Below are 18,542 nucleotides of genomic sequence, written 5' to 3' on the forward strand. Positions count from 1 at the left end.
CCAGTTTCAAAGGTTGTTCACGAAGCAGCACCTTCAAGGAGGTGTGTGATGAGCCAACTTTCCGATAGCGCCCTGGATGATCTGAGAGCCTCAGCCCGAGGCCAGGTCCTCTGCCCGGGCGACCCCGGCTACGACGACGCCCGCAAGATCTGGAATGCGATGATAGACCGCCGGCCGGCGGTGATCTTCCGATGCGCCGGCGCCGCCGACGTGCGCCGCGCCGTGGATTTCGCGCGCGACAACGGCCTGGTCCTGTCCGTGCGCGGCGCAGGCCACAACATCGCAGGCACCGCGGTCTGCGAAGGCGGCATGATGATCGACCTGTCGCCGATGAAGTCGGTGCGCGTCGATCCCGTGCGCGCCCGAGCCTATGTGGAGCCCGGCGCGACGCTGGCCGATTTCGACCACGAGGCCCAGGCTTACGGCCTGGCGACGCCGCTGGGCGTGAATTCCACCACCGGCGTGGCCGGGTTGACGCTGGGCGGCGGTTTCGGCTGGCTGACCCGCAGGTTCGGCATGACCATCGACAACCTGCTCTCAGCCGATGTCGTCACCGCGGATGGCAAGCTGCTGCACGCCAGCGAACAGGACAACCCGGATCTGTTCTGGGCAATCCGGGGCGGCGGCGGCAATTTCGGCGTGGTCACCATGTTCGAATTCCAGCTGCATCCGGTCGGACCCGAGGTTTATGGCGGCCTGGTCGTGCTGCCGCTGGAACAGGGTAAAGAAGCGCTGTCGAAGTACCGCGATGCGCTGGCGACCCTGCCCCAGGAACTGACGGTCTGGGCCGTGCTGCGCCTGGCTCCGCCGCTGCCGTTCCTGCCGCAAGCGGTGCACGGCAAGCCCATGGTTGCCTTCGCCATGTGTTATTCGGGCGATCTGGCCAATGGCCCAGCCGCGGTGGAAGTGGTGCGCGGCTTCGGCACGCCTTATGGCGAGCACCTGGGCCCCATGCCCTACGCCGCCTGGCAAAAGGCCTTCGACCCGCTGCTTACACCCGGCGCCCGCAATTACTGGAAGTCGCACAATCTGGGCGGGCTGGAAGACGGGCTGATCGACGCCATAGTGGCGGCGGTGGAAAATCTGCCTTCGCCGCAATGCGAGATCTTCCTGGGCTACATCGGCGGCGTAGCGGCGCAGGTGCCGGTGTCCGCCATGGCCTATCCGCACCGCTCGGCGCAATTCGCCATGAACGTGCACGGCCGCTGGGACTTTCCGGAAGAAGACGAGCGCTGCATCGCGTGGGCCCGGACGCTGTTCCGGACCACGGAGCCCTATGCGCAAGGAGGGGTGTACGTCAACTTCCTGACACAGGACGAACCGGAGCGGCTGGGCGCGGCCTATGGTCAGAACTTCGACCGGCTGGTCCAGGCCAAGACCCGCTACGACCCGCAGAACCTGTTCCGGCATAACCAGAACATCAAGCCGGCGTCGCCTTGAACCGGACCTGCGCGGCGGGGAATCCGACTAGCGGGCGCCGGACTTCCCCGCCGCGTTCAGGGCCGCGGCCGCTCGGATCAGCGCCGCCAGGGCCGTTTCGTCCAGCGTTTCCCCCTCGCGGATATCGATGGCGCGCCGCGTGTTGCCGTCCAGGCTGGCGTTGAAGAGCCCGGAGGGATCCTCCAGCGCCGCACCCTTGGCGAAGGTCAGTTTCACGGCGCTTTTGTAGGCTTCGCCGGTACAGATGATGCCGTCGTGCGACCACACCGGCACCCGCCATTTCCATTCCTCGACTACGCCGGGATCGGCCTGCCTGATGATGGCCCTGACCCGCGCGAGCGTCTGGCCGCGCCAGTCGTCCAATTCTCGTATCCTGGCGTCTATCAAGGCGGAGGCCGTCTCTTGCGTTGCCTCTTTGGTTGCGTTGCTCGTCTTGGTGTTCATGCCATGTCCCGGGAAAGATCGCAGACGGATGCGTCAGGAAGAATACCTGCATCGATCCCGGAAAATTTGTTAACTTGGTTAGCAAACCAAAATAGCTAGCACCGTAACGGGGTCACGGAAGAGGAGAATCAAGCGCAATGGCCAATCTGGTTTTGCTGCTGCTGGGCGTGGACTACCTGCGCAAGCGCGCCCGCGGGCTGTATGTCATCGGCGGCCTGCTTTTCATTACAGGCGTCACGCTGTTCATCGACGCGCTCGATAATGCCGTCTATTTCCCGCTGAATTTCTTCGCGGCGCTGCTGGTCCTCGAAGGCCTGGCCACGCTGGTGATCGCCAAGTCCGGCGTGGGTGGGCAGCGGGTGCTGCGCTATGCCAAGGGCGCCATCGTGCTGACGGCGGGCATCCTGGTCCTGATCGGCCACCATCACGGGCACTTCGCGCTGTCCATGCTGTTCGGCCTCATGTTCCTGGTGGACGGCCTGATCCAGTGCACCGCCGCCTACGTGGTGCGCTATGACCGCTGGCGCTATGTCTTTGCCTCGGGCGTGGCCGAAATACTGCTGGCCATCTTCTTTTTCCAGCCCTACCCGACCCATTACGTCGGCACGGTGCCGTACTGCCTGGGCCTGTTCCTGGCGTTTACAGGGCTGCGGCTGCTGTCGCTGGCGCGCCGCGTCCGCCACCTGGACTCCAACCCTGCGCTGGACGTCAATCCGCATCCGGACTTCATGCCCACGCGCGCCGACGCCCATGCGCAAAAGGTGTTCGACGGCCCGCCGCTGGAATCGGAGCGCGCGCTGACCGTGCACGTCTGGACGCCGTCGGGTTCGGCCAAGACCGAGACGCGCAACTATCCCGTGGTGAACCGCTACATCGCCGCCGTCGACATCAACGGCGTGGTGTCGACCGGCCACGCCGCGCTGGAATCACCGGAAGGCGTGTACATCAGCCTGTATCCGGCCCAGGAGATCGACCACTCTCCGGAACAGTTCGGCACCCTGCTGCGCGCCACGGCCGAAAACAACGTGCCCGGCGTGTACCAGCCCGACTACGCGACCGAATCCAAGGCCTGGACCCCGTCCACGATGCGGGTGCGCATCCGCAACTACGACGCAGCCAAGCTGCAGGCCTTCTGGGACGAATACCGCAAGACCGAGATCTACAACCTGACCCACCGCAACTGTTCCAGCTCCGTTTCCAGCGCGCTGGAAGCGGCGCTGGACGGCGTGGTGGGACGCCTGCACGGCCCGGATGCCGGTTGGCGCGTGCTGCTGCGCCTTTTGCTGACGCCGGAACTGTGGGTGGCGGCGCAGATCCGCAAGCGCGCGCTGACCATGGCCTGGACCCCGGGCCTGACGCTGGACTATGCCCGTGCGCTCAGCATGCTGGCCGACCCGCGCCCGTTCGGCTGGTGGAAGATGTCGCAGGACGCGCTGCGCCAGATCGCGCGCATGCGCGCCGGCTGGCGCAAGCAGGACCGCAAGGCCCAGGCCCGCAATGCGGAGCAGGCCGAGTCCTCGCAAGGGGCGCAATGACGGCCCCGCAACGCGCGTGAAGACGCCATGATTGCGCAGATCGTGAGCGGCGTGGCCATCGTGGCCGGCGCGGCCTGGGGCGCGGCGGCGCTCTGGTTCCAATCGCCGTTCCCCGGCCGCGCGCGCGCCGTCCTGCCGGCGGCCTGGCTCGCGCTCGCGGCCGGCGCGCTGATCGGCCTGTCTATCGGACAGCCCTTGATTGCCTGGCTGTTCGGCGCCCTGCTGCTGGCGCTCTTGGCCTGGTGGTGGCTGGGTGTGCGGCCGTCCAACGAGCGCCAGTGGATGCCCGAGGTGGCGCGCCAGACGCAAGGAACGGTCGAGGGCGACATCGTCACCCTGCGCAACGTGCGCAACTTCGACTGGCGGTCGCGCACCGATTACGACATGCGCTGGGAGACCCACAGCTACGACCTGTCACGCCTGGAATCGGTAGACCTGGCGTTGTCCTACTGGGGCCGGCCCGCCATCGCGCACGCCTTGGTGTCGTTCGGTTTTGCGGATGGCCAGTACGTGGTGTTCTCGGTGGAGATACGCCGCAAGCTGCACGACGTATTCTCGGAAATTGGCGGTTTCTTCCGCCAGTACGAGTTGTCGGTGCTGGCCTCGACCGAGGAAGACAGCCTGCGCGTGCGCACCAATGTGCGCGGCGAAGAAGGCTATCTGTACCGCGTGCACATGCCGGACGGCGCGGCTCGCAAGCTGTTCCTGGCCTATGTGGAGACCGCTACCCGGCTGGCGGACAAGCCGCGTTTCTACAACACGCTGACGGGCAACTGCACCACCATCGTGTACCGGCTGGCCGACCAGATCGTGCCGGGGTTGCCGCTGGATTACCGCGTGCTGTTCTCGGGTTATCTGCCCGAGTACCTGTACCGCCTGGATGCTCTGGAAGGAGCGGATAGTCCGCTGGCGTATCGGCAGGCCGGCCATTACACGCAGCGTGCCCGCGCCACCGCGGACGCGGCCGAATTCTCGCGCAACATCCGGCGGGGCGTGCCAGGCGTGCCGCAGGCGCCCGGCCCCGCTCAAGATGGCGCGGCCATGCCCGACGCAGGCGCGCGCAGCCGCGCCAAGTAAGCGCCCAGTGTCTCCAGGTGGCTTTCTTCCGAGCGCAGCCCGACATGGCCATCCGCCCTGACGGCCAGCACGAGGATATGCCGCACGCCGAGCCCTCCGGCCACCGAGGGATCCACATAGCCGTCCACGCCATCGACATCCGCATTCGCCGTCAGCGCGACCACGGCCTCGATGATGGCGCCGTCCGATAGCGGCTCGATCGCGGCGCGAACCTGGGCAAGCGCGTCCGCAGACGTCCGCGGGCCGCCCAGGATGAAGACTGTATGGCCCTTGCGATGGGCGCTCTCATGCAACATCCCCGCGCCGCCCGCCGCAAGGCGTATCGGGATCTGGTCGGGCAGCCGCTGGCCCGGCGAAACCGGGTCGTGCCGGTCTCCCATGACGATGGGCGAATCGCGGTAATCGATGTCCAGCTCCGCCTCGGCAACGGCCTCGTGATGCTGCGAGGCGCCATCCTCGAAGGCTTTGCGGATGGCGGCATTGCGCTCGCGCAGCACGTCCGGGTCAGTGGCCAGCTGGGCGCTCTCGGCCTCGTCGCCCGACGCCAGCACGCGCTGCGCGGCCGGCCGGCGCTCCGCCTGGTAGCTGTCCAGCAGACTGTCCGAGCACTGGCCGCCGCAGACCAGCGCAAGCTTCCAGGCCAGGTTGACGGCGTCGTGCAGGCCGCTATTCATGCCATGGCCTTGGGCCGGACTGCAGGTGTGCGCGGCGTCTCCGGCCAGCAGGATGCGACCGGCCCGGAATTGCCGCGCGACTTTGGTGTAGCAACGGAAGCGCGCCGGATGGGCCACGTCCTCGAAGTTCGCCTCGGGCAGATAGCGCCGCAGCGTGGACAAGGCATCGGCCACCAGATCGGAGTCTTCGGCAGTAGGCCGCAGATACACGCGCCAGCGCTGGCCCGGCAGCGCCGTCAGGATCACCGGGATCCTGTCCAGGTAGGCGTAATTGGCCTCGAAGATCTCGGGCCAGCCGCTGATCGCGGCGTCGAACACCGCCCAAGGCTGGCTGATGTCGTGGCCGTCCTGCTCGATGCCGGTCAGCTCGCGCACCGTGCTGTGGTGGCCGTCGCAGCCTATCACCCACTCGGCCAGCACTTCGATTGCCCCGCCCGGCTGCTCGATCCTGGCCAGCATGCCGTCCGGCCGTTCCTGCAGACCCACCAGCTTGCTGGCCCGCTGGACGGCGCCGCCGTGGCTGGCCAGATAGTCGGCGAGGATGGACTCCGTGACCTCTTCCGAAATCCCGATGTTGTAGGGGTAGCGGCTGCCGCAAAGGTCCAGATCGATCTCGCCCAGCACCTTGCCGTCGGCATGGATGCGCGCGCCGCGCTGCTTCACGCCCGCGGCCAGCAGCGGCTCGACGATGCCCAGCGAATCGAAGATCTCCAGCGAGCGGGGGTGGACCACCGTTGCGCGGTCCCATTCCAGCGGCCGCTCGTGCGCATCGATCAACAGGCACTGCACGCCGCGCCGTTGCAGCTCGGCGGCGGTGAGCAGGCCCGCCGGACCGGCGCCCACCACCAGGACTGTCGTTGCAATCACCATGATGTCGCCTCGAGAAATTTCGAGGCGACCTGGATTGCGCCTCGGCACGAACCAAAAAAAATAAGGCCGCGCATCGCTGGCCGTCAAAGATATTGAGGCTTACGCCGCTGGCATGACGCCGCGGACGGACCTCAACCTTTTGGACCGATCCCTGGCGACTCAGGGGTGGCCGGCCAGCTGCGCGGCCTCGCCCAGCAGCGCGTCCAGCAGGCGGCGCGCCGGCACCGTCAGAGGCGCATCGGCGCGGTGCGTCACGTAGATGACGGTCTTAGGCAAGGGATCGATGATGTCCAGCCGCACCAGCCCCAACGCCGGCCCGTAACGGTCCAGGAACCCTTGCGGCATGATGCCGATCAGGTCCAGCTGCGGCATCAGCGCCAGCAGCGTGGAAAAGGACTCGCATTCCAGCTGCAGGTGCAGCGCGCGTGCCTGCGTTTCGTCGCTGTACAGCGCCCTGGGATCGCCGGGCCCCTGCGCCGGCCCGGTCAGCACCCAGGCGGCTCCGGCCAGTTCGCTCAGGCGCCGGGCGCCGGCCAGCGGATGCGACGCCCGCGCAACGATGACCGACTGGCTTTCGAACAGCGGCTGCACGGCCAGGTCGCCTCCCCCGCCCGCTTCGGGCAGCGGCCCCAGCGCCATGTCAAGTTCGCCCGAACGGATGCGCTCCAGCGCCTGCGGATACAGCGTGTCGCGCACCCGCAGCCGCACCTGCGGCCAGCGCGCGCCGTAGCGCGCCACCGCGCCCGGCGCCAGCAGGATGGCCGCGGCGGGCGATACGCCCAGGGTCACCTGGGCTTCGGCGCCGCGCAGGTGCCAAGCCAGGTCTTCATGAGCCTTCTCGATTTCTCGCATGACGACCGCGGCGCGCGCCGCGAGGATCTCGCCGGCCTGCGCCAGCCGCACGCCCTTGGGCGTGCGCACCACGAGTTCGGCGCCGACCTCTTCTTCCAGCTGGCGCAGCGACTTGGTCAGCGCCGGCTGCGACACGTTCAGGACCTGCGCGGCGGCGCGCATGCTGCCAGTCCGGGCCAGGGTGAGCAACAGGTTCAGATGCTGGAGTCGCAAGCCGCCTCTCCGGCCGATTACCTGGGGTAATCGACATCAAAACAATTCAAGGGATGCGCGCGCAGGCCGTCGATAGAATTCCTGCATGCCCCAATCGGAGACAGGAGCCTAGCATGACCCGAGGCGTGAAGAACATTCTCTTCATCATGTGCGACCAGCTGCGCTACGACCATCTTTCCTGTTTCGGCCACCCCAGGCTGAAGACCCCGAATCTGGACGCGCTGGCCGCGCGCGGCGTGATCTTTGACCGCGCCTTCGTGCAGTCGCCCGTTTGCGGCCCGTCGCGCATGAGCTACTACACCGGACGCTACGTGCATGCGCACGGGGCCAGCTGGAACTTCGTGCCGCTGAAGGCCGGCGAGATGACCATCGGCGACCATCTGCGGCCGCTGGGCGTGCGTTCCGTGCTGGTGGGCAAGACCCACATGCGCGCCGACATGGCCGGCATGTCGCGGCTGGGCATAGACCCGGCCTCCGTCATCGGCCGCCGCATTGCCGAATGCGGCTTCGACGCCTACGAGCGCGACGATGGCATCCATCCGTATTCTGGCCACGACCCGGACCCGCGCTACAACGACTATCTGCGCGCGCAGGGCTACGGCGGCGACAATCCCTGGGAAAGCTGGGCCAATTCCGCCGTGGACGCGGACGGCACGGTGCGCTCGGGCTGGTTCCTGAAGTACTCCAACCTGCCCGCGCGCGTGCCCGACGAGCATTCGGAGACGCCGTACATCACGCGCCGCGCGATGGACTTCATCAGCGAGGCGGGCGAGCAGCCCTGGTGCCTGCACCTGTCCTACATCAAGCCGCACTGGCCCTATCTGGCGCCTGCGCCCTACGCCGGCATGTACAACGCGCAGGACGCGCTGCCTGTGGTGCGATCGGAGGCCGAACGCGCCGACCCGCATCCGGTGTACGCCGCGATGATGCAGCATCGCGTGTCGGCGACCTTTTCCGAGCCCGGCGTGCGCGAAGCCGTCATGCCGGGCTACATGGGATTGATCAAGCAGATCGACGACCAGCTCGGCGCGCTGTTCCGCTTCATGGAGGCGCGCGGACTGTTCGACAACACCATGATCGTATTCACGTCCGATCACGGCGACTATCTGGGCGACCACTGGATGGGGGAAAAGGACCTGTTCCATGAACCCGTCATCCGCGCGCCGCTGATCGTCTACGACCCGGATCCGCGGGCTGACGCCGCCCGCGGCACGCGCTGCGCGGCCATGGTCGAAGCAATAGACCTGGCGCCGACCTTCCTGGAGGCCTGTGGCGGCGTGCCGGTGCCGCACATCATGGACGGGCGTTCGCTGCGGCCCCTGCTGTTCGGCCAGACGCCGCCGGATTGGCGCGACCACGTCATCTGCGAGTACGACTATGCCTTCCAGGATTCGCGCATCGCGCTGGGTACGCCCGCGCGCCAGGCCTGGCTGCGCATGGTGCGCGATGAACGCTGGAAGTACGTGCTGGCCGAAGGCTACCGGCCGATGCTGTACGACCTGCAGGAAGACCCGAACGAATTCGTCGACCTGGGCGCCTCGCCCGCGCATGAGGCGGTGCGCAAGCGCATGGAGGAATTGCTGTTCCGCTGGGCGCGCCAGCCGCGCCAACGCGCCACGGTGGCCGACGGCACCATCGAATCGATCGAAGTCCAGCCGCGCATTTCCGAGGGCGGCATCCTGATCGGCTATTGGGACGAAGCCGACCTGGCCCGCGCCAGGCAGACGTTCAAGCCCCGTTTCGCATCATCCAACCCGCTCGTGAAGCCGACGCTGGATCGGCTGTCGCAATCCTGAGGAGTGCAGCATGATTCTCGAAACCCCCGACATCACCCGCGCCCAGGCCGGCCTGGACGGCGTCTCCTGGAACATCCTGGGCCAGGTGTACGTGCCCAAGCAGGTCAGCCTGGACAGCATTTCCTGGCACGCCACGTTTCCGGAAGAGAGCTTCGTGCCGCCGCACGTGCACCCCAACCAGGACGAGTACATCTTCGTGCTGGACGGCCGCATCGACCTGCTGCTGGACGGCAAGAAGACCTCGGCCGGCCCCGGCGACCTCGTGCGCATGCCTCGTGGCGTGCCGCATGCCTTCTTCAACAATTCCGGCGTCGCCGCCACCGCGCTGTTCTGGGCCGCGCCCGCGGGCAAGCTGCTGGAGCTTTACCGGCGCATCCACAACATGTCGAGTCCGGCGGAGGTCGTTGCGGTGGCGCCGGAGTACGACGTGATCTTCATGCCGCCTGTCTCGTCAGCGGCCTGAACCATGCGCCGCCGCACGCTACTGAAGGGCCTGTCCGGCGCCCTGGCCTGTACCCTGCCCTGGGCCGCCCGCGCCGCGTACCCGGACAAGCCCGTACGCATCATCGTGCCGCTGCCGGCGGCCAGCCCGCCCGACGTCCTGGCGCGCGTGATCGGCGAAAGGCTGCAGCGCCTGTGGGGGCAGCCGGTGGTGGTGGAGAACCGGCCCGGCGCGACCGGCATGATAGGGCTGGACGCCGTCGCCCGCAGCGCTCCCGACGGTTACACCGTGGGCATCATGTTCCTGACGCATACCGTGCTGCCGGCGCTGTTCGGCAAGGTGTCGTACCGCACGGATGGCGACTTCGCGCCGATCGCGAACCTGGTCTGGCTGTATAACGCCCTGCTGGTGGCGCCAGGCAGCGAGTACGCCGACGTCCGCGGCCTGGTCGAACAGGCGAAGCGCCAGCCCGGCAAGCTCAGCTACGGTTCCGGCGGCAACGGCTCGCCCGCCCATCTGCTGGGCGCGGCCTTCTGCCAGGCGGCCGGCATAGACATGCTGCACGTGCCGTTCAAGGGTCCTGCGGAAGCGGCGCAGGCGCTGATGGGCGGCTACGTGCAGACCATGTTCGCCACCGCTTCCGTCGCCGTGCCGCTGGCGCAGTCCGGCAAGCTGCGCGCGCTCGCCGTCACGCGCGATGGCGGCATGGCCGCCTTGCCCGGCGTGCCCACGCTGGCCGAGGCCGGCGTGCATGCGTTCAACCTGAAAGAATGGGAGGGAATCGTCGCGCCCGCAGGCACGCCGCCAGACCTGATCGCCAAATGGAACGGCGCCATGCAGACCATCCTGGCCGACGCCGAGGTGCGCGACAAACTAGCCGGCCTGGGCATGGAAGCCGCCCAGGCCAACACGCCGGCCGAGTTCACCGGGCTGATACGCGGCGAGCTGCAACGCTGGTCGGCGTTCGTGTCGGAACAGAAGCTGCGCAACGGATGACGGGCGGGCGGCCAAGCCCGGCCGCCTACTTCGCCACGCCCCCCACCCTGCCCAGGAACTCCAGCACCGCCAGATAGGAGCCTTCGTTGCCCGCCGCGTTGGCGCTGGGCGTGCCGCCCGCGTCCAGCAGCAGGCCGGACATGGCGTGCGGCTTGCTGATCAGGGTCGCGGGCAGGCAGGGATAGTGCACGTGATGGCCGGCGCCCAAGCAGACATGGTGGAAGGTGGGCAAGCCATGTTCCTGGCGCCGCCGCATGACGATTTCAGAGTACGCGGTGCTGGGCCAGAAGCCGTCGTCCGACGCGCTGACCAGCAGCACCGGACCAGGATAGTTCTCGACCGGAATGCGGGCGCGCTCGAGCGCCGCGCTGTCGCGCGTGGCGCTGAGAAAGGCGTGCGTCTGGCGGTACGGCGGCTGGGACGCGTAGGCGGCGTCCCAGTTGGCGCTGGCGTTGTCCTGCCACAGGTGCGGCAGCGGCTCGCCGCCCTTGGTCCAGACCTGCGCGTCGCGGCCGGTGCCGGGCGCGCCAGCGCTGACCACGCCATGCATCACGGGCGAAGGCACATAGGCGACCACTGCGCTTACCAGGTCCGGGTAATGCGAGGCCACCAGCAGCGAGGTCTCGCCGCCGCGGCTGATGCCGGACAGGGCCACGAAGCCGTCGCGCGGCTTGAGCTCCGCGCGTGCCCAGCGCAGCGCATGCTCGAAATACTCCAGCGGCATGTCGTTCAGATACTTGGGGCGGCCCTCGTAGTTGAAGATGGCCAGCGCCAGGCACTGGTAGCCGCGGGACGCGAACAGCGCCGCGCGCGGCGCGTTGACGCCGCCGGACGAGCCGTTCATGTAGATCACCAGCGGATGCGGGCCCGGTCCGGCGGGGGTGTAAAGCTCGCCCGACAGCGTCATGCCGCCGACTTGCTCGCGCACGCTGCGGTGCGTGACGCCTTCGGCCTGGAATTCCTGCACCAGGGTCGCCGCGGCGGACTGGCGTCCGTCGCTGGCTTCGATGCGGATGACGAGCGGCTCGGTCCGGTCCGGCGGGAACACCACGCTGGCCACGTCCTCGCAGGCCATGGACCAGACGATGCCCATGGCCGCGGGTTCGGCGTAGCTGCCGGACACGGGGCAATCGCGGGACAGGTCCAGGCTGCCGTCATGGCCCGCCACGAATACCGCTTGCGAGCGCCATGGCGCGCCGCACATCGTCATGCTGGCCGTGACCGTGATGAAGGCGTAGGCCGGAAAGCCGCTCACGCGGATCTCGCGCGTCACGTCGATCAGGGCGCGTTCCGGGGTGACGGTGATGCTGGGTTGTTCTGCCACGGTGGCTCCTTAGCTCTTCAGGTCGGTCTTGGGCACGCCGTTGGCCTTGATGACCTGGGCCCACATGGCGGATTCATCGGCGATGACCTTGTCCAGGTCGGCCGACGAGGTGAACTCCACGGTCACGCCCTGGTCCGCGAACTGCTGCACCAGGCTGGGATCGCGCGTGCCTTCGCGCACGGCGTTCTCCAGCGCCGCGACCACGGGCGCCGGCATGGCGGCCGGACCCGAGATCATCATGCGGGTATAGAGCTCGAAGCCGTCCACGCCCGCTTCCTTCATGGTGGGAACGTCGGGCAAGCTGGACAGGCGCTTGTCGGAGGTGACCGCCAGCACCTGCAGCTTGCCAGACTTGATGTTGGGCAGCGCCGAGGTCGGGAAGTCGAAGGTGCTCTGCACCGTGCCTGCCATCAGGTCCAGCAGCGCGGGGCCGCTGCCCTTGTAGGGCACGTCCTGGAACTGCGTGCCGGTCTTGGACTGGAAATGCAGCAGCGCCAGGTGGTTGATCACGCCGCGGCCCGCATGCGCGCAAGTGATGTCGCCGGGCTTCTTCTTGGCCAGCGCAATGAATTCCTGCACGTTCTTCACGCCCAGGTCGGGATGCACGATCAGCAGCATCGGCGACTTGCCCATGGAGCCCAGCTGCTTGAAATCCGACTGCTGGTAAGGCAGGTTGTTGTAGAGCAAGGGATTCAGGATCATGCCGTTGGTGCCGGCGAAACCCAGCGTGTAGCCATCGGGCTCGGCGCGCGCCACCGCCACCGTGGCGATGATGGCCTGGCCGCCGGGACGGTTTTCCACCACTACGCTCTGCTTCAAGGTCTTGCCCATGCGCTCGGCCAGGGCGCGCGCCGCGATATCGGTCAGCCCGCCAGGGGCAAAGCCCACCAGCAGGCGCACGGGACGGGTCGGAAAGGTATTCTGGGCCCAGGCGGGGCGCGAGATCAGGGGCAGCGCGGCGAGCGCGCCCAGGGCATGGCGGCGGGTAAATCGCATACAACTCTCCAGGCAAGGACAACGCCCCCGCGCCCGGGAGAGGCCGCGGGGCAAAGCAATCGAAGGGAAAGGACGCGCGGGCCGCTCACCTTACGGCGAGCTGTCACGGCGTCAGTATGTTGTATGCAATACCGCGGACGGGCTATCTAGGGATATCCCGAGGCTCTCCGTGGAGCAAGCGAGCGCTTTATTCCGAACAGCGGTATTTGGTATGCGATCTGAGGGCGCTATGCCTTGGTCATCAGCTTCTTCCAACCTTCCAGCCCCAGCCGCTTCATCGTATCGATGTTCTTCTCGTAGATTTCGGCGGCGTCCGGGAAGGACTCCACCGCGCGGTCGATGCTGTCTTCGCGCAACAGGTGCAGGATCGGGTACGGCGACCGGTTGGTGTAGTTCTCGATGTCGTCCGGCTGCGTGTCGGCAAACTGGAACTGCGGATGGAAGGTGGCCACCTGCAGCTCGCCCACCAGACGCATGCGCTTGAGCAGACGGTCGGACAGGTCTTCGAAGTCATTGAAATCAATGAAATCGTCCAGCGCGTCGGGAATGATCAGCAGCGTGGTGTCGATCTTTTCCGGATCGGCTTCGGCCAGCAGCGCCAGTTCGTCCTGCAGGTCGGTCAGAACGCCTTCGGCGTCGGTGGCATCGCTGACGGCAAAGCGGATCTGGTCCTTGACCTGCACCGCCTTGGCGAAGGGACAGAGGTTCAGGCCGATCACGGCCTGGTTCAGCCAGTGCTTGGTCTCAGCGACCACGTTGGCGTAGGCGTCGGAAGTGGAAATCATGGGTGTCCGTCCTGGAAAAAAGAAAAGCGCGGGCGTTGCGGCCCGCGCTTTGAAGAGCGTCGCCGCCGCTTACGCGGTGGGCATGGCGGCCATGGTCTGGGCCACGGCTGCGGTCAGTTTCTTGCCGTAGGGCACGTGCAGGAATTCATTGGGGCCGTGGGCGTTGGACTTGGGGCCCAACACGCCGCAGACCATGAACTGGGCCTTGGGAAAGCCCTTCTGCAGGATGCTCATCAGCGGAATGGTGCCGCCCTGGCCAATGTAGCCGCAGGACGCGCCGTAGTATTGCTGCGAAGCCGCATCCAGCGCCTGGGTCAGCCAGGGCGCCGAGGCCGGGGCGTTCCAGCCGGTGGCGGCGCCTTCGTTGGCCTTGAAGATCACCTTGGCGTTATAGGGCGCGTCGGCTTCCAGCAGGGCCTTGATCTCTTGCGAGGCGGCCACGGCGTCGATCAGCGGCGGCAGGCGCAGCGACAGCTTGAATGCAGTGCGCGGGCGCAGCACGTTGCCGGCGCTGGACAGCGGCGGCAGGCCTTCGGCGCCGGTCACCGACAGCGTCGGACGCCAGGTGCGGTTCAGCAGCGCCTGCTCGGGTTCGGTCGTCATGGGCAGCACGAAGCCGCCGTCGGCACCGCAGCTCCAGGGGAAACGGCGCCAGACTTCGTCGCCCAGGATGCGCGCGGTGGCGTGCACTTGTTCCACGCGTTCGGCGGGGATCTCGCAATGCAGGCTCTGCGGCAGCAGGCGGCCGGTGCTGCTGTCTTCCAGGCGGTCCAGCAGATGGCGCAGGATGCGGAACGAGGACGGCACCACGCCGCTGGAGTCGCCCGAGTGCACGCCTTCGTCCAGCACCTGGACTTCCAGCGTGCCCGACACCATGCCGCGCAGCGAGGTCGTCATCCAGAGCTGGTCGTAGTTGCCGGCGCCGGAGTCCAGGCACACCACCAGGGCCACGTTGCCCAGACGGTCGCGCAGCGCGTCCACATAGGGCAGCAGGTCGTAGCTGCCGGATTCTTCACAGGTTTCGACGATGCCCACGCAGCGCGGACGCGGAATGCCCTGCTTGTCCAGCGCCATGATGGCGGTCAGCGAGGCGTACACGGCATAGCCGTCATCGGCGCCCCCGCGGCCGTAGAGCTTGCCGTCTTCGAGCTTGGGGGTCCAGGGGCCGAGGCCTGCGCGCCAGCCGGAGAATTCGGGCTGCTTGTCCAGGTGGCCGTACAGCAGCACGGTGTCGCCGTTGTCGCTGCGGGTGGCGGGCGCGTCAAAGAAGATGACGGGCGTGCGGCCCGGCAGGCGCACCACTTCCAGCTTCAGGCCGGAGACCTTCTGCGCCTCGACCCACTGCGCGGCGTCGCGCACCACGCGCTCGATGAAAGCGTTCTTTTCCCAGTCCGCGTCGAACGCCGGGCTCTTGGCCGGGATGGCGATGTAGTCGGTCAGCGCCGGGATGATCTCGTTGTCCCATTTCTCGTCGACGAAAGCCTGCAGGGCCTTCGGGTCCAGGGTGGGAGGAAGAGCGTCTTCGGGGATGCGTGCGTTCATGGCGCGGGATCCTGTGTGCGGGAGGGGGTAGGCAATCCGCTATTTTATGCCTGTGTGGCGCGGCTGGCACCTTTTGTCCCTGGTTGTCGTCGGCGCCGGGAAATGGTGCCGCCATGTGGTGCCGCCCTGTGGGCCGCAGATCTGGCCCATGAACAAAGCCCCCAAGGCGCAAACACGCAGGGGGCTTTGGTTCAGTTCACGGCCAGCCCTCCGGGCCGGCCGCCTTATGGGCCAAGGTCAGCGACGCAATCAGGCGCCGAGCAAAGCCGGTTCGCCGTTGCGGCCCACGGCCGGCGCGTCGGCGTCGATCACGCGGCCGGTCTGCAGCTTGAACACGGCCACGGCTTCGCGCAGGCGCTGCGCCTGGGTTTCCAGCGAGGCTGCGGACGCCGCGGCCTCTTCGACCAGCGCGGCGTTCTGCTGCGTCACGCTGTCCATCTGCGACACGGCCTGGTTGACCTGCTGGATGCCCTGCGACTGTTCTTCAGATGCGCTGGAAATTTCGTTGATGATGTCCGTCACGCGACGCACCGAGACCACGATTTCCTGCATCGTGGCGCCGGCGGCTTCCACCTGGTCCGAACCGACCGATACCTTCTGCACGGAGTCGTCGATCAGGCCCTTGATTTCCTTGGCGGCGGCGGCGCTGCGCTGCGCCAGGGCGCGCACTTCGCTGGCCACGACGGCGAAGCCCTTGCCCTGCTCGCCGGCGCGCGCCGCTTCCACTGCGGCGTTCAGCGCCAGGATGTTGGTCTGGAAGGCGATGCCGTCGATCACGCCGACGATGTCGGCGATGCGGTTGGAGCTGTCGGCAATGCCGCGCATGGTGCCGACCACGTCGCCCACGGCCTGGCCGCCGCGCGTGGCCACTTCGGACGCCGCCACGGCCAGTTCCGAGGCGCTGCGCGAGCTTTCCGCGTTGTTGCGCACGGTGGAAGACAGTTCATCCATGCTGGCGGCGGTTTCTTCCAGCGAGGCGGCCTGCTGCTCGGTGCGCGAAGACAGGTCGATGTTGCCCGCGGCGATCTCGCGCGCGCCGGTGTGGATCTCTTCCACGCCTAGCCGCACAGCCGACACGGTACGCGCCAGGCTGTCCTGCATGCGCTTGACGGCGGCGTAGAGCACGCCGATTTCGTTGTTGCCGCGTTGCTCGATGCGGTTGGTCAGGTCGCCGCCGGCGATGCGGTCGAACAGGCGTCCGGCTTCATGCAGCGGACGGAACACCGCGCGGCCGAACACCGCGTACAGGCCCACCACCAGCGCGGCCACCACGACCAGCAGGCCGATCAGGACGGCGATCGCGCCGTTGATGCGGGTGGAGGCGTCGCGCGCCACGCGCTGGCCGACTTCGTCGGCGTAATCCACGTACTTCTGGATGGCGGCGGTAAAGGTCAGGCCCAGCGGCGTGACTTTTTCCAGGTTGAGGCGGTTGGAATCCTGTGCGTTGCCGGCACGGATGGCCGCGATCATGGGCACGATGGCGTCGCGGTGATAGACGTCGTAGGCCGCCAGCGCCGCGTCCAGCAGCGGCTTGCCCTGGGGCGAGGTTTCGGGTGTCTTGCGCGCTAGGTCGATCAGCTCGCCGGCCTTCTTGGTGTAGCCGTCCAGGCGCTGCATGCTGGCCAGGTTGTCCAGGCTTTTGCCTTCCATCAGCGCGGTCTGCGCGGCCAGCAGCACCAGGCGGGCGCGCAACAGTTCGGCGCCAGCGCCGTTCACCGCATTGGCGCGGACCAGGTTGGTGTCCAGCAGCACTTCGATGGAATTGCGGTTGGAGGTCAGCTGCTGGTGGACGGCGATGCCGGTTAGCAGGAAAAGCGCGAAGAAAACGGCTAAAGCGGTCGTCAAGACCGCGCGAATACTGAGATTCTTGAACATTGGGGTCACTCCGGGTTGCGTGTAGCGGCTACCTATGCTTTACGACAGGTTGCAATGAAAAGTTAAACATCTCATTTGATTGCATGAGGCATTTCGTTCCGCGCCGCGCTTGTCCAACACAATTAACAACGATTATCATTTGCAGTTTTGGACCTGACGGGAACCCATCGTGACGGCGGCCACCCAGCCCACGGCGCACCATGCCTTGAACCTGCTCTACCGCGACCATCACGGATGGCTGGCGGGCTGGCTGCGGCGGCGGCTGGGTTGCGCCCACGACGCCGCGGACCTGTCGCACGACACCTACGAACGGCTGCTGAACTCGGGCCGGCTGCCCGAAGCCGGCCAGGCGCGCGCCTTTCTCACCCAGATCGCCCGGGGCCTGGTGGTGGACCTGTACCGCCGCCGCGCGCTGGAAAGCGCCTACCTGGACGCCCTGGCCAGCTTGCCCGAAGCGCACATGCCTTCGGCCGAGGCGCGCGCGCTGGCGCTGGAAACGCTGATGGCGGTGGACGCCGCGCTGGACGCCCTGCCCGCCCGCGCCCGCCAGGTCTTCATCCTGTCCCGGTTCGAGGGCCGGACCTATTCCGACATCGCGCAAAGCCTGGGCGTGTCGGTGGCGCTGGTGCGCAAGCACATGCTGCGCGCCGCCCAAGCCTGCCTGGCCGCGCTGTGAGCGCCCGGCACGGGGACATCCCCGAACCGATACTGGCTCAAGGACTGGAATGGCTGGTCATCCTGTGGTCCGGCGAAGCCAGCGCCGACGAACGCGCCGCCTGGCAGCGCTGGCGCGCCGCCCATCCGGACCATGAGCGCGCCTGGCAGCAAGTGCAGCGGATCGATACGCGGCTGATGGACGTGTCGCCCGAGGCATCGGCCCAGGCTCTGGCCCGCTCGGGCCGGCAGGCGGGACGCCGCAAGGCCCTGCGCTTGATGGGCTGGGCGGTCCTGGGCGCCGGCGCCGCGGGCCTGGCGGCCCAACGCCTGCCTTGGCAGGCCTACGCCGCCGACTACCGCAGCGCCGTAGGCGAACGGCGCGAAATCACGCTGGCCGACGGCACCCGGCTCGTACTCAACGGCGACAGCGCCGTGGACATGGAGTACACCGCCGACACACGCCGGCTGGTCCTGCGCCGCGGCGAGATCTACGTGCAAACCGGCCACGGCCCGGCCGCCGCGGGCCGCCCCTTTTTCGTCGCCACCGCCTTTGGCGACGTGCAGGCGCTGGGCACCCGGTTCACGGTGGAGCAGCAGCGCGACCGGATACGGGTCGGCGTCTATGAAGGCGCGGTGGAGATCCAGCCGTTCCGGGGCCGCCCCCTGCGCCTGGACGCGGGCCAATCCGCCGCGTTCACGCCGCTGGCGGCCGAGCCGATGCCGGACGCCTTGCAGCAGGCGCCAGCCTGGCTGCGCGGCCAACTGGTGGCCGAACGCCTGCGCCTGGCCGATTTCCTGGAGCAGGTCGGACGCTACCGGCGCGGCGTGATCCGCTGCGACCCGCGCGTGGCCGACCTGATCGTGTCGGGCGTGTACGCCCTGGACGACACGGACCGGATCCTGGCCTCGCTTGCAAGAGCCCTGCCGCTGCGCGTGTCGCGCTACACGAGCTACTGGGTGGTGGTGGAACCCAGATAGCCCTCCACAAAAAAATTTCGCGAAAACCGTAGCACTTTTTATTTCT

At 67.5% G+C, this 18,542-nt stretch carries 16 protein-coding genes; 8 read left to right on the forward strand and 8 right to left on the reverse strand.

Annotated elements, in window-relative coordinates; all coding sequences use genetic code 11:
* The first annotated feature begins 48 nt into the window (after positions 1–48).
* Positions 49–1,440, forward strand: a complete 1,392-nt coding sequence (locus AC1RHV_RS06175; RefSeq protein WP_492300108.1) for an FAD-binding oxidoreductase — start codon at positions 49–51, stop codon at positions 1,438–1,440.
* Between the two features lie 27 nt (positions 1,441–1,467).
* On the opposite strand, the gene AC1RHV_RS06180 is transcribed toward AC1RHV_RS06175, so the two are convergent.
* The gene (locus AC1RHV_RS06180) at positions 1,468–1,884 is read right to left on the reverse strand and encodes a DUF1801 domain-containing protein (RefSeq protein ID WP_119451275.1); all 417 of its coding nucleotides are present in this window, start codon (positions 1,882–1,884) and stop codon (positions 1,468–1,470) included.
* 137 nt (positions 1,885–2,021) lie between these two features.
* Here AC1RHV_RS06180 and AC1RHV_RS06185 point away from each other — a divergent pair, with 137 nt between their 5' ends.
* The gene (locus tag AC1RHV_RS06185; protein WP_054456259.1) at positions 2,022–3,419 is read left to right on the forward strand and encodes an HdeD family acid-resistance protein; all 1,398 of its coding nucleotides are present in this window, start codon (positions 2,022–2,024) and stop codon (positions 3,417–3,419) included.
* 27 nt (positions 3,420–3,446) lie between these two features.
* Entirely contained in the window at positions 3,447–4,496 is a 1,050-nt protein-coding gene (locus AC1RHV_RS06190; protein ID WP_492300110.1) for an Lnb N-terminal periplasmic domain-containing protein, read from the forward strand.
* On the opposite strand, the gene AC1RHV_RS06195 is transcribed toward AC1RHV_RS06190, so the two are convergent.
* Together AC1RHV_RS06195 and AC1RHV_RS06200 are read right to left on the reverse strand one after the other, a co-directional pair.
* Complete coding sequence (locus AC1RHV_RS06195) at positions 4,445–6,040, reverse strand: FAD-dependent monooxygenase (RefSeq protein WP_492300111.1); 1,596 nt, start codon at positions 6,038–6,040, stop codon at positions 4,445–4,447. The genes AC1RHV_RS06190 and AC1RHV_RS06195 overlap by 52 nt on opposite strands.
* A 159-nt stretch (positions 6,041–6,199) precedes the next feature.
* Entirely contained in the window at positions 6,200–7,105 is a 906-nt protein-coding gene (locus tag AC1RHV_RS06200) for a LysR substrate-binding domain-containing protein (RefSeq protein ID WP_192352347.1), read from the reverse strand.
* A gap of 113 nt (positions 7,106–7,218) precedes the next feature.
* Here AC1RHV_RS06200 and AC1RHV_RS06205 point away from each other — a divergent pair, with 113 nt between their 5' ends.
* From AC1RHV_RS06205 to AC1RHV_RS06215, 3 genes are read left to right on the forward strand one after another with little or no spacing between them, the layout of a single operon-like run.
* A complete protein-coding gene (locus AC1RHV_RS06205; protein WP_054456255.1) occupies positions 7,219–8,901 on the forward strand; it encodes an alkaline phosphatase family protein in 1,683 nt (560 codons plus the stop codon).
* Positions 8,902–8,911: 10 nt separating this feature from the next.
* The gene (locus AC1RHV_RS06210) at positions 8,912–9,364 is read left to right on the forward strand and encodes a cupin domain-containing protein (protein WP_054456254.1); all 453 of its coding nucleotides are present in this window, start codon (positions 8,912–8,914) and stop codon (positions 9,362–9,364) included.
* A gap of 3 nt (positions 9,365–9,367) precedes the next feature.
* Positions 9,368–10,339: a Bug family tripartite tricarboxylate transporter substrate binding protein gene (locus AC1RHV_RS06215; protein WP_492300114.1), complete on the forward strand. Its 972-nt coding sequence runs from the start codon at positions 9,368–9,370 to the stop codon at positions 10,337–10,339.
* 25 nt (positions 10,340–10,364) lie between these two features.
* Here AC1RHV_RS06215 and AC1RHV_RS06220 read toward each other — a convergent pair whose 3' ends face one another.
* The 5 genes from AC1RHV_RS06220 to AC1RHV_RS06240 form a co-directional block, all read right to left on the reverse strand.
* Positions 10,365–11,663: an acyl-CoA thioester hydrolase/BAAT C-terminal domain-containing protein gene (locus AC1RHV_RS06220; RefSeq protein WP_492300116.1), complete on the reverse strand. Its 1,299-nt coding sequence runs from the start codon at positions 11,661–11,663 to the stop codon at positions 10,365–10,367.
* Positions 11,664–11,672: 9 nt separating this feature from the next.
* Positions 11,673–12,659, reverse strand: a complete 987-nt coding sequence (locus AC1RHV_RS06225) for a Bug family tripartite tricarboxylate transporter substrate binding protein (RefSeq protein WP_054456251.1) — start codon at positions 12,657–12,659, stop codon at positions 11,673–11,675.
* Positions 12,660–12,886: 227 nt separating this feature from the next.
* Positions 12,887–13,444: a DUF1415 domain-containing protein gene (locus AC1RHV_RS06230; protein WP_054456250.1), complete on the reverse strand. Its 558-nt coding sequence runs from the start codon at positions 13,442–13,444 to the stop codon at positions 12,887–12,889.
* A 69-nt stretch (positions 13,445–13,513) separates the two neighbouring features.
* A complete protein-coding gene (locus AC1RHV_RS06235; RefSeq protein ID WP_054456249.1) occupies positions 13,514–14,986 on the reverse strand; it encodes a M20 family metallopeptidase in 1,473 nt (490 codons plus the stop codon).
* A 249-nt stretch (positions 14,987–15,235) separates the two neighbouring features.
* The gene (locus tag AC1RHV_RS06240; RefSeq protein ID WP_054456248.1) at positions 15,236–16,861 is read right to left on the reverse strand and encodes a methyl-accepting chemotaxis protein; all 1,626 of its coding nucleotides are present in this window, start codon (positions 16,859–16,861) and stop codon (positions 15,236–15,238) included.
* Between the two features lie 169 nt (positions 16,862–17,030).
* Here AC1RHV_RS06240 and AC1RHV_RS06245 point away from each other — a divergent pair, with 169 nt between their 5' ends.
* On the forward strand, positions 17,031–17,537 hold the full coding sequence (locus AC1RHV_RS06245; RefSeq protein ID WP_054456247.1) for a sigma-70 family RNA polymerase sigma factor: 507 nt from the start codon (positions 17,031–17,033) through the stop codon (positions 17,535–17,537).
* Positions 17,534–18,496: a FecR domain-containing protein gene (locus AC1RHV_RS06250; RefSeq protein ID WP_192328462.1), complete on the forward strand. Its 963-nt coding sequence runs from the start codon at positions 17,534–17,536 to the stop codon at positions 18,494–18,496. Before AC1RHV_RS06245 ends, AC1RHV_RS06250 begins: the two co-directional genes overlap by 4 nt.
* Positions 18,497–18,542 lie beyond the last annotated feature (46 nt).

This window comes from Achromobacter sp. GW823-FHT04E03, from assembly GCF_058796095.1.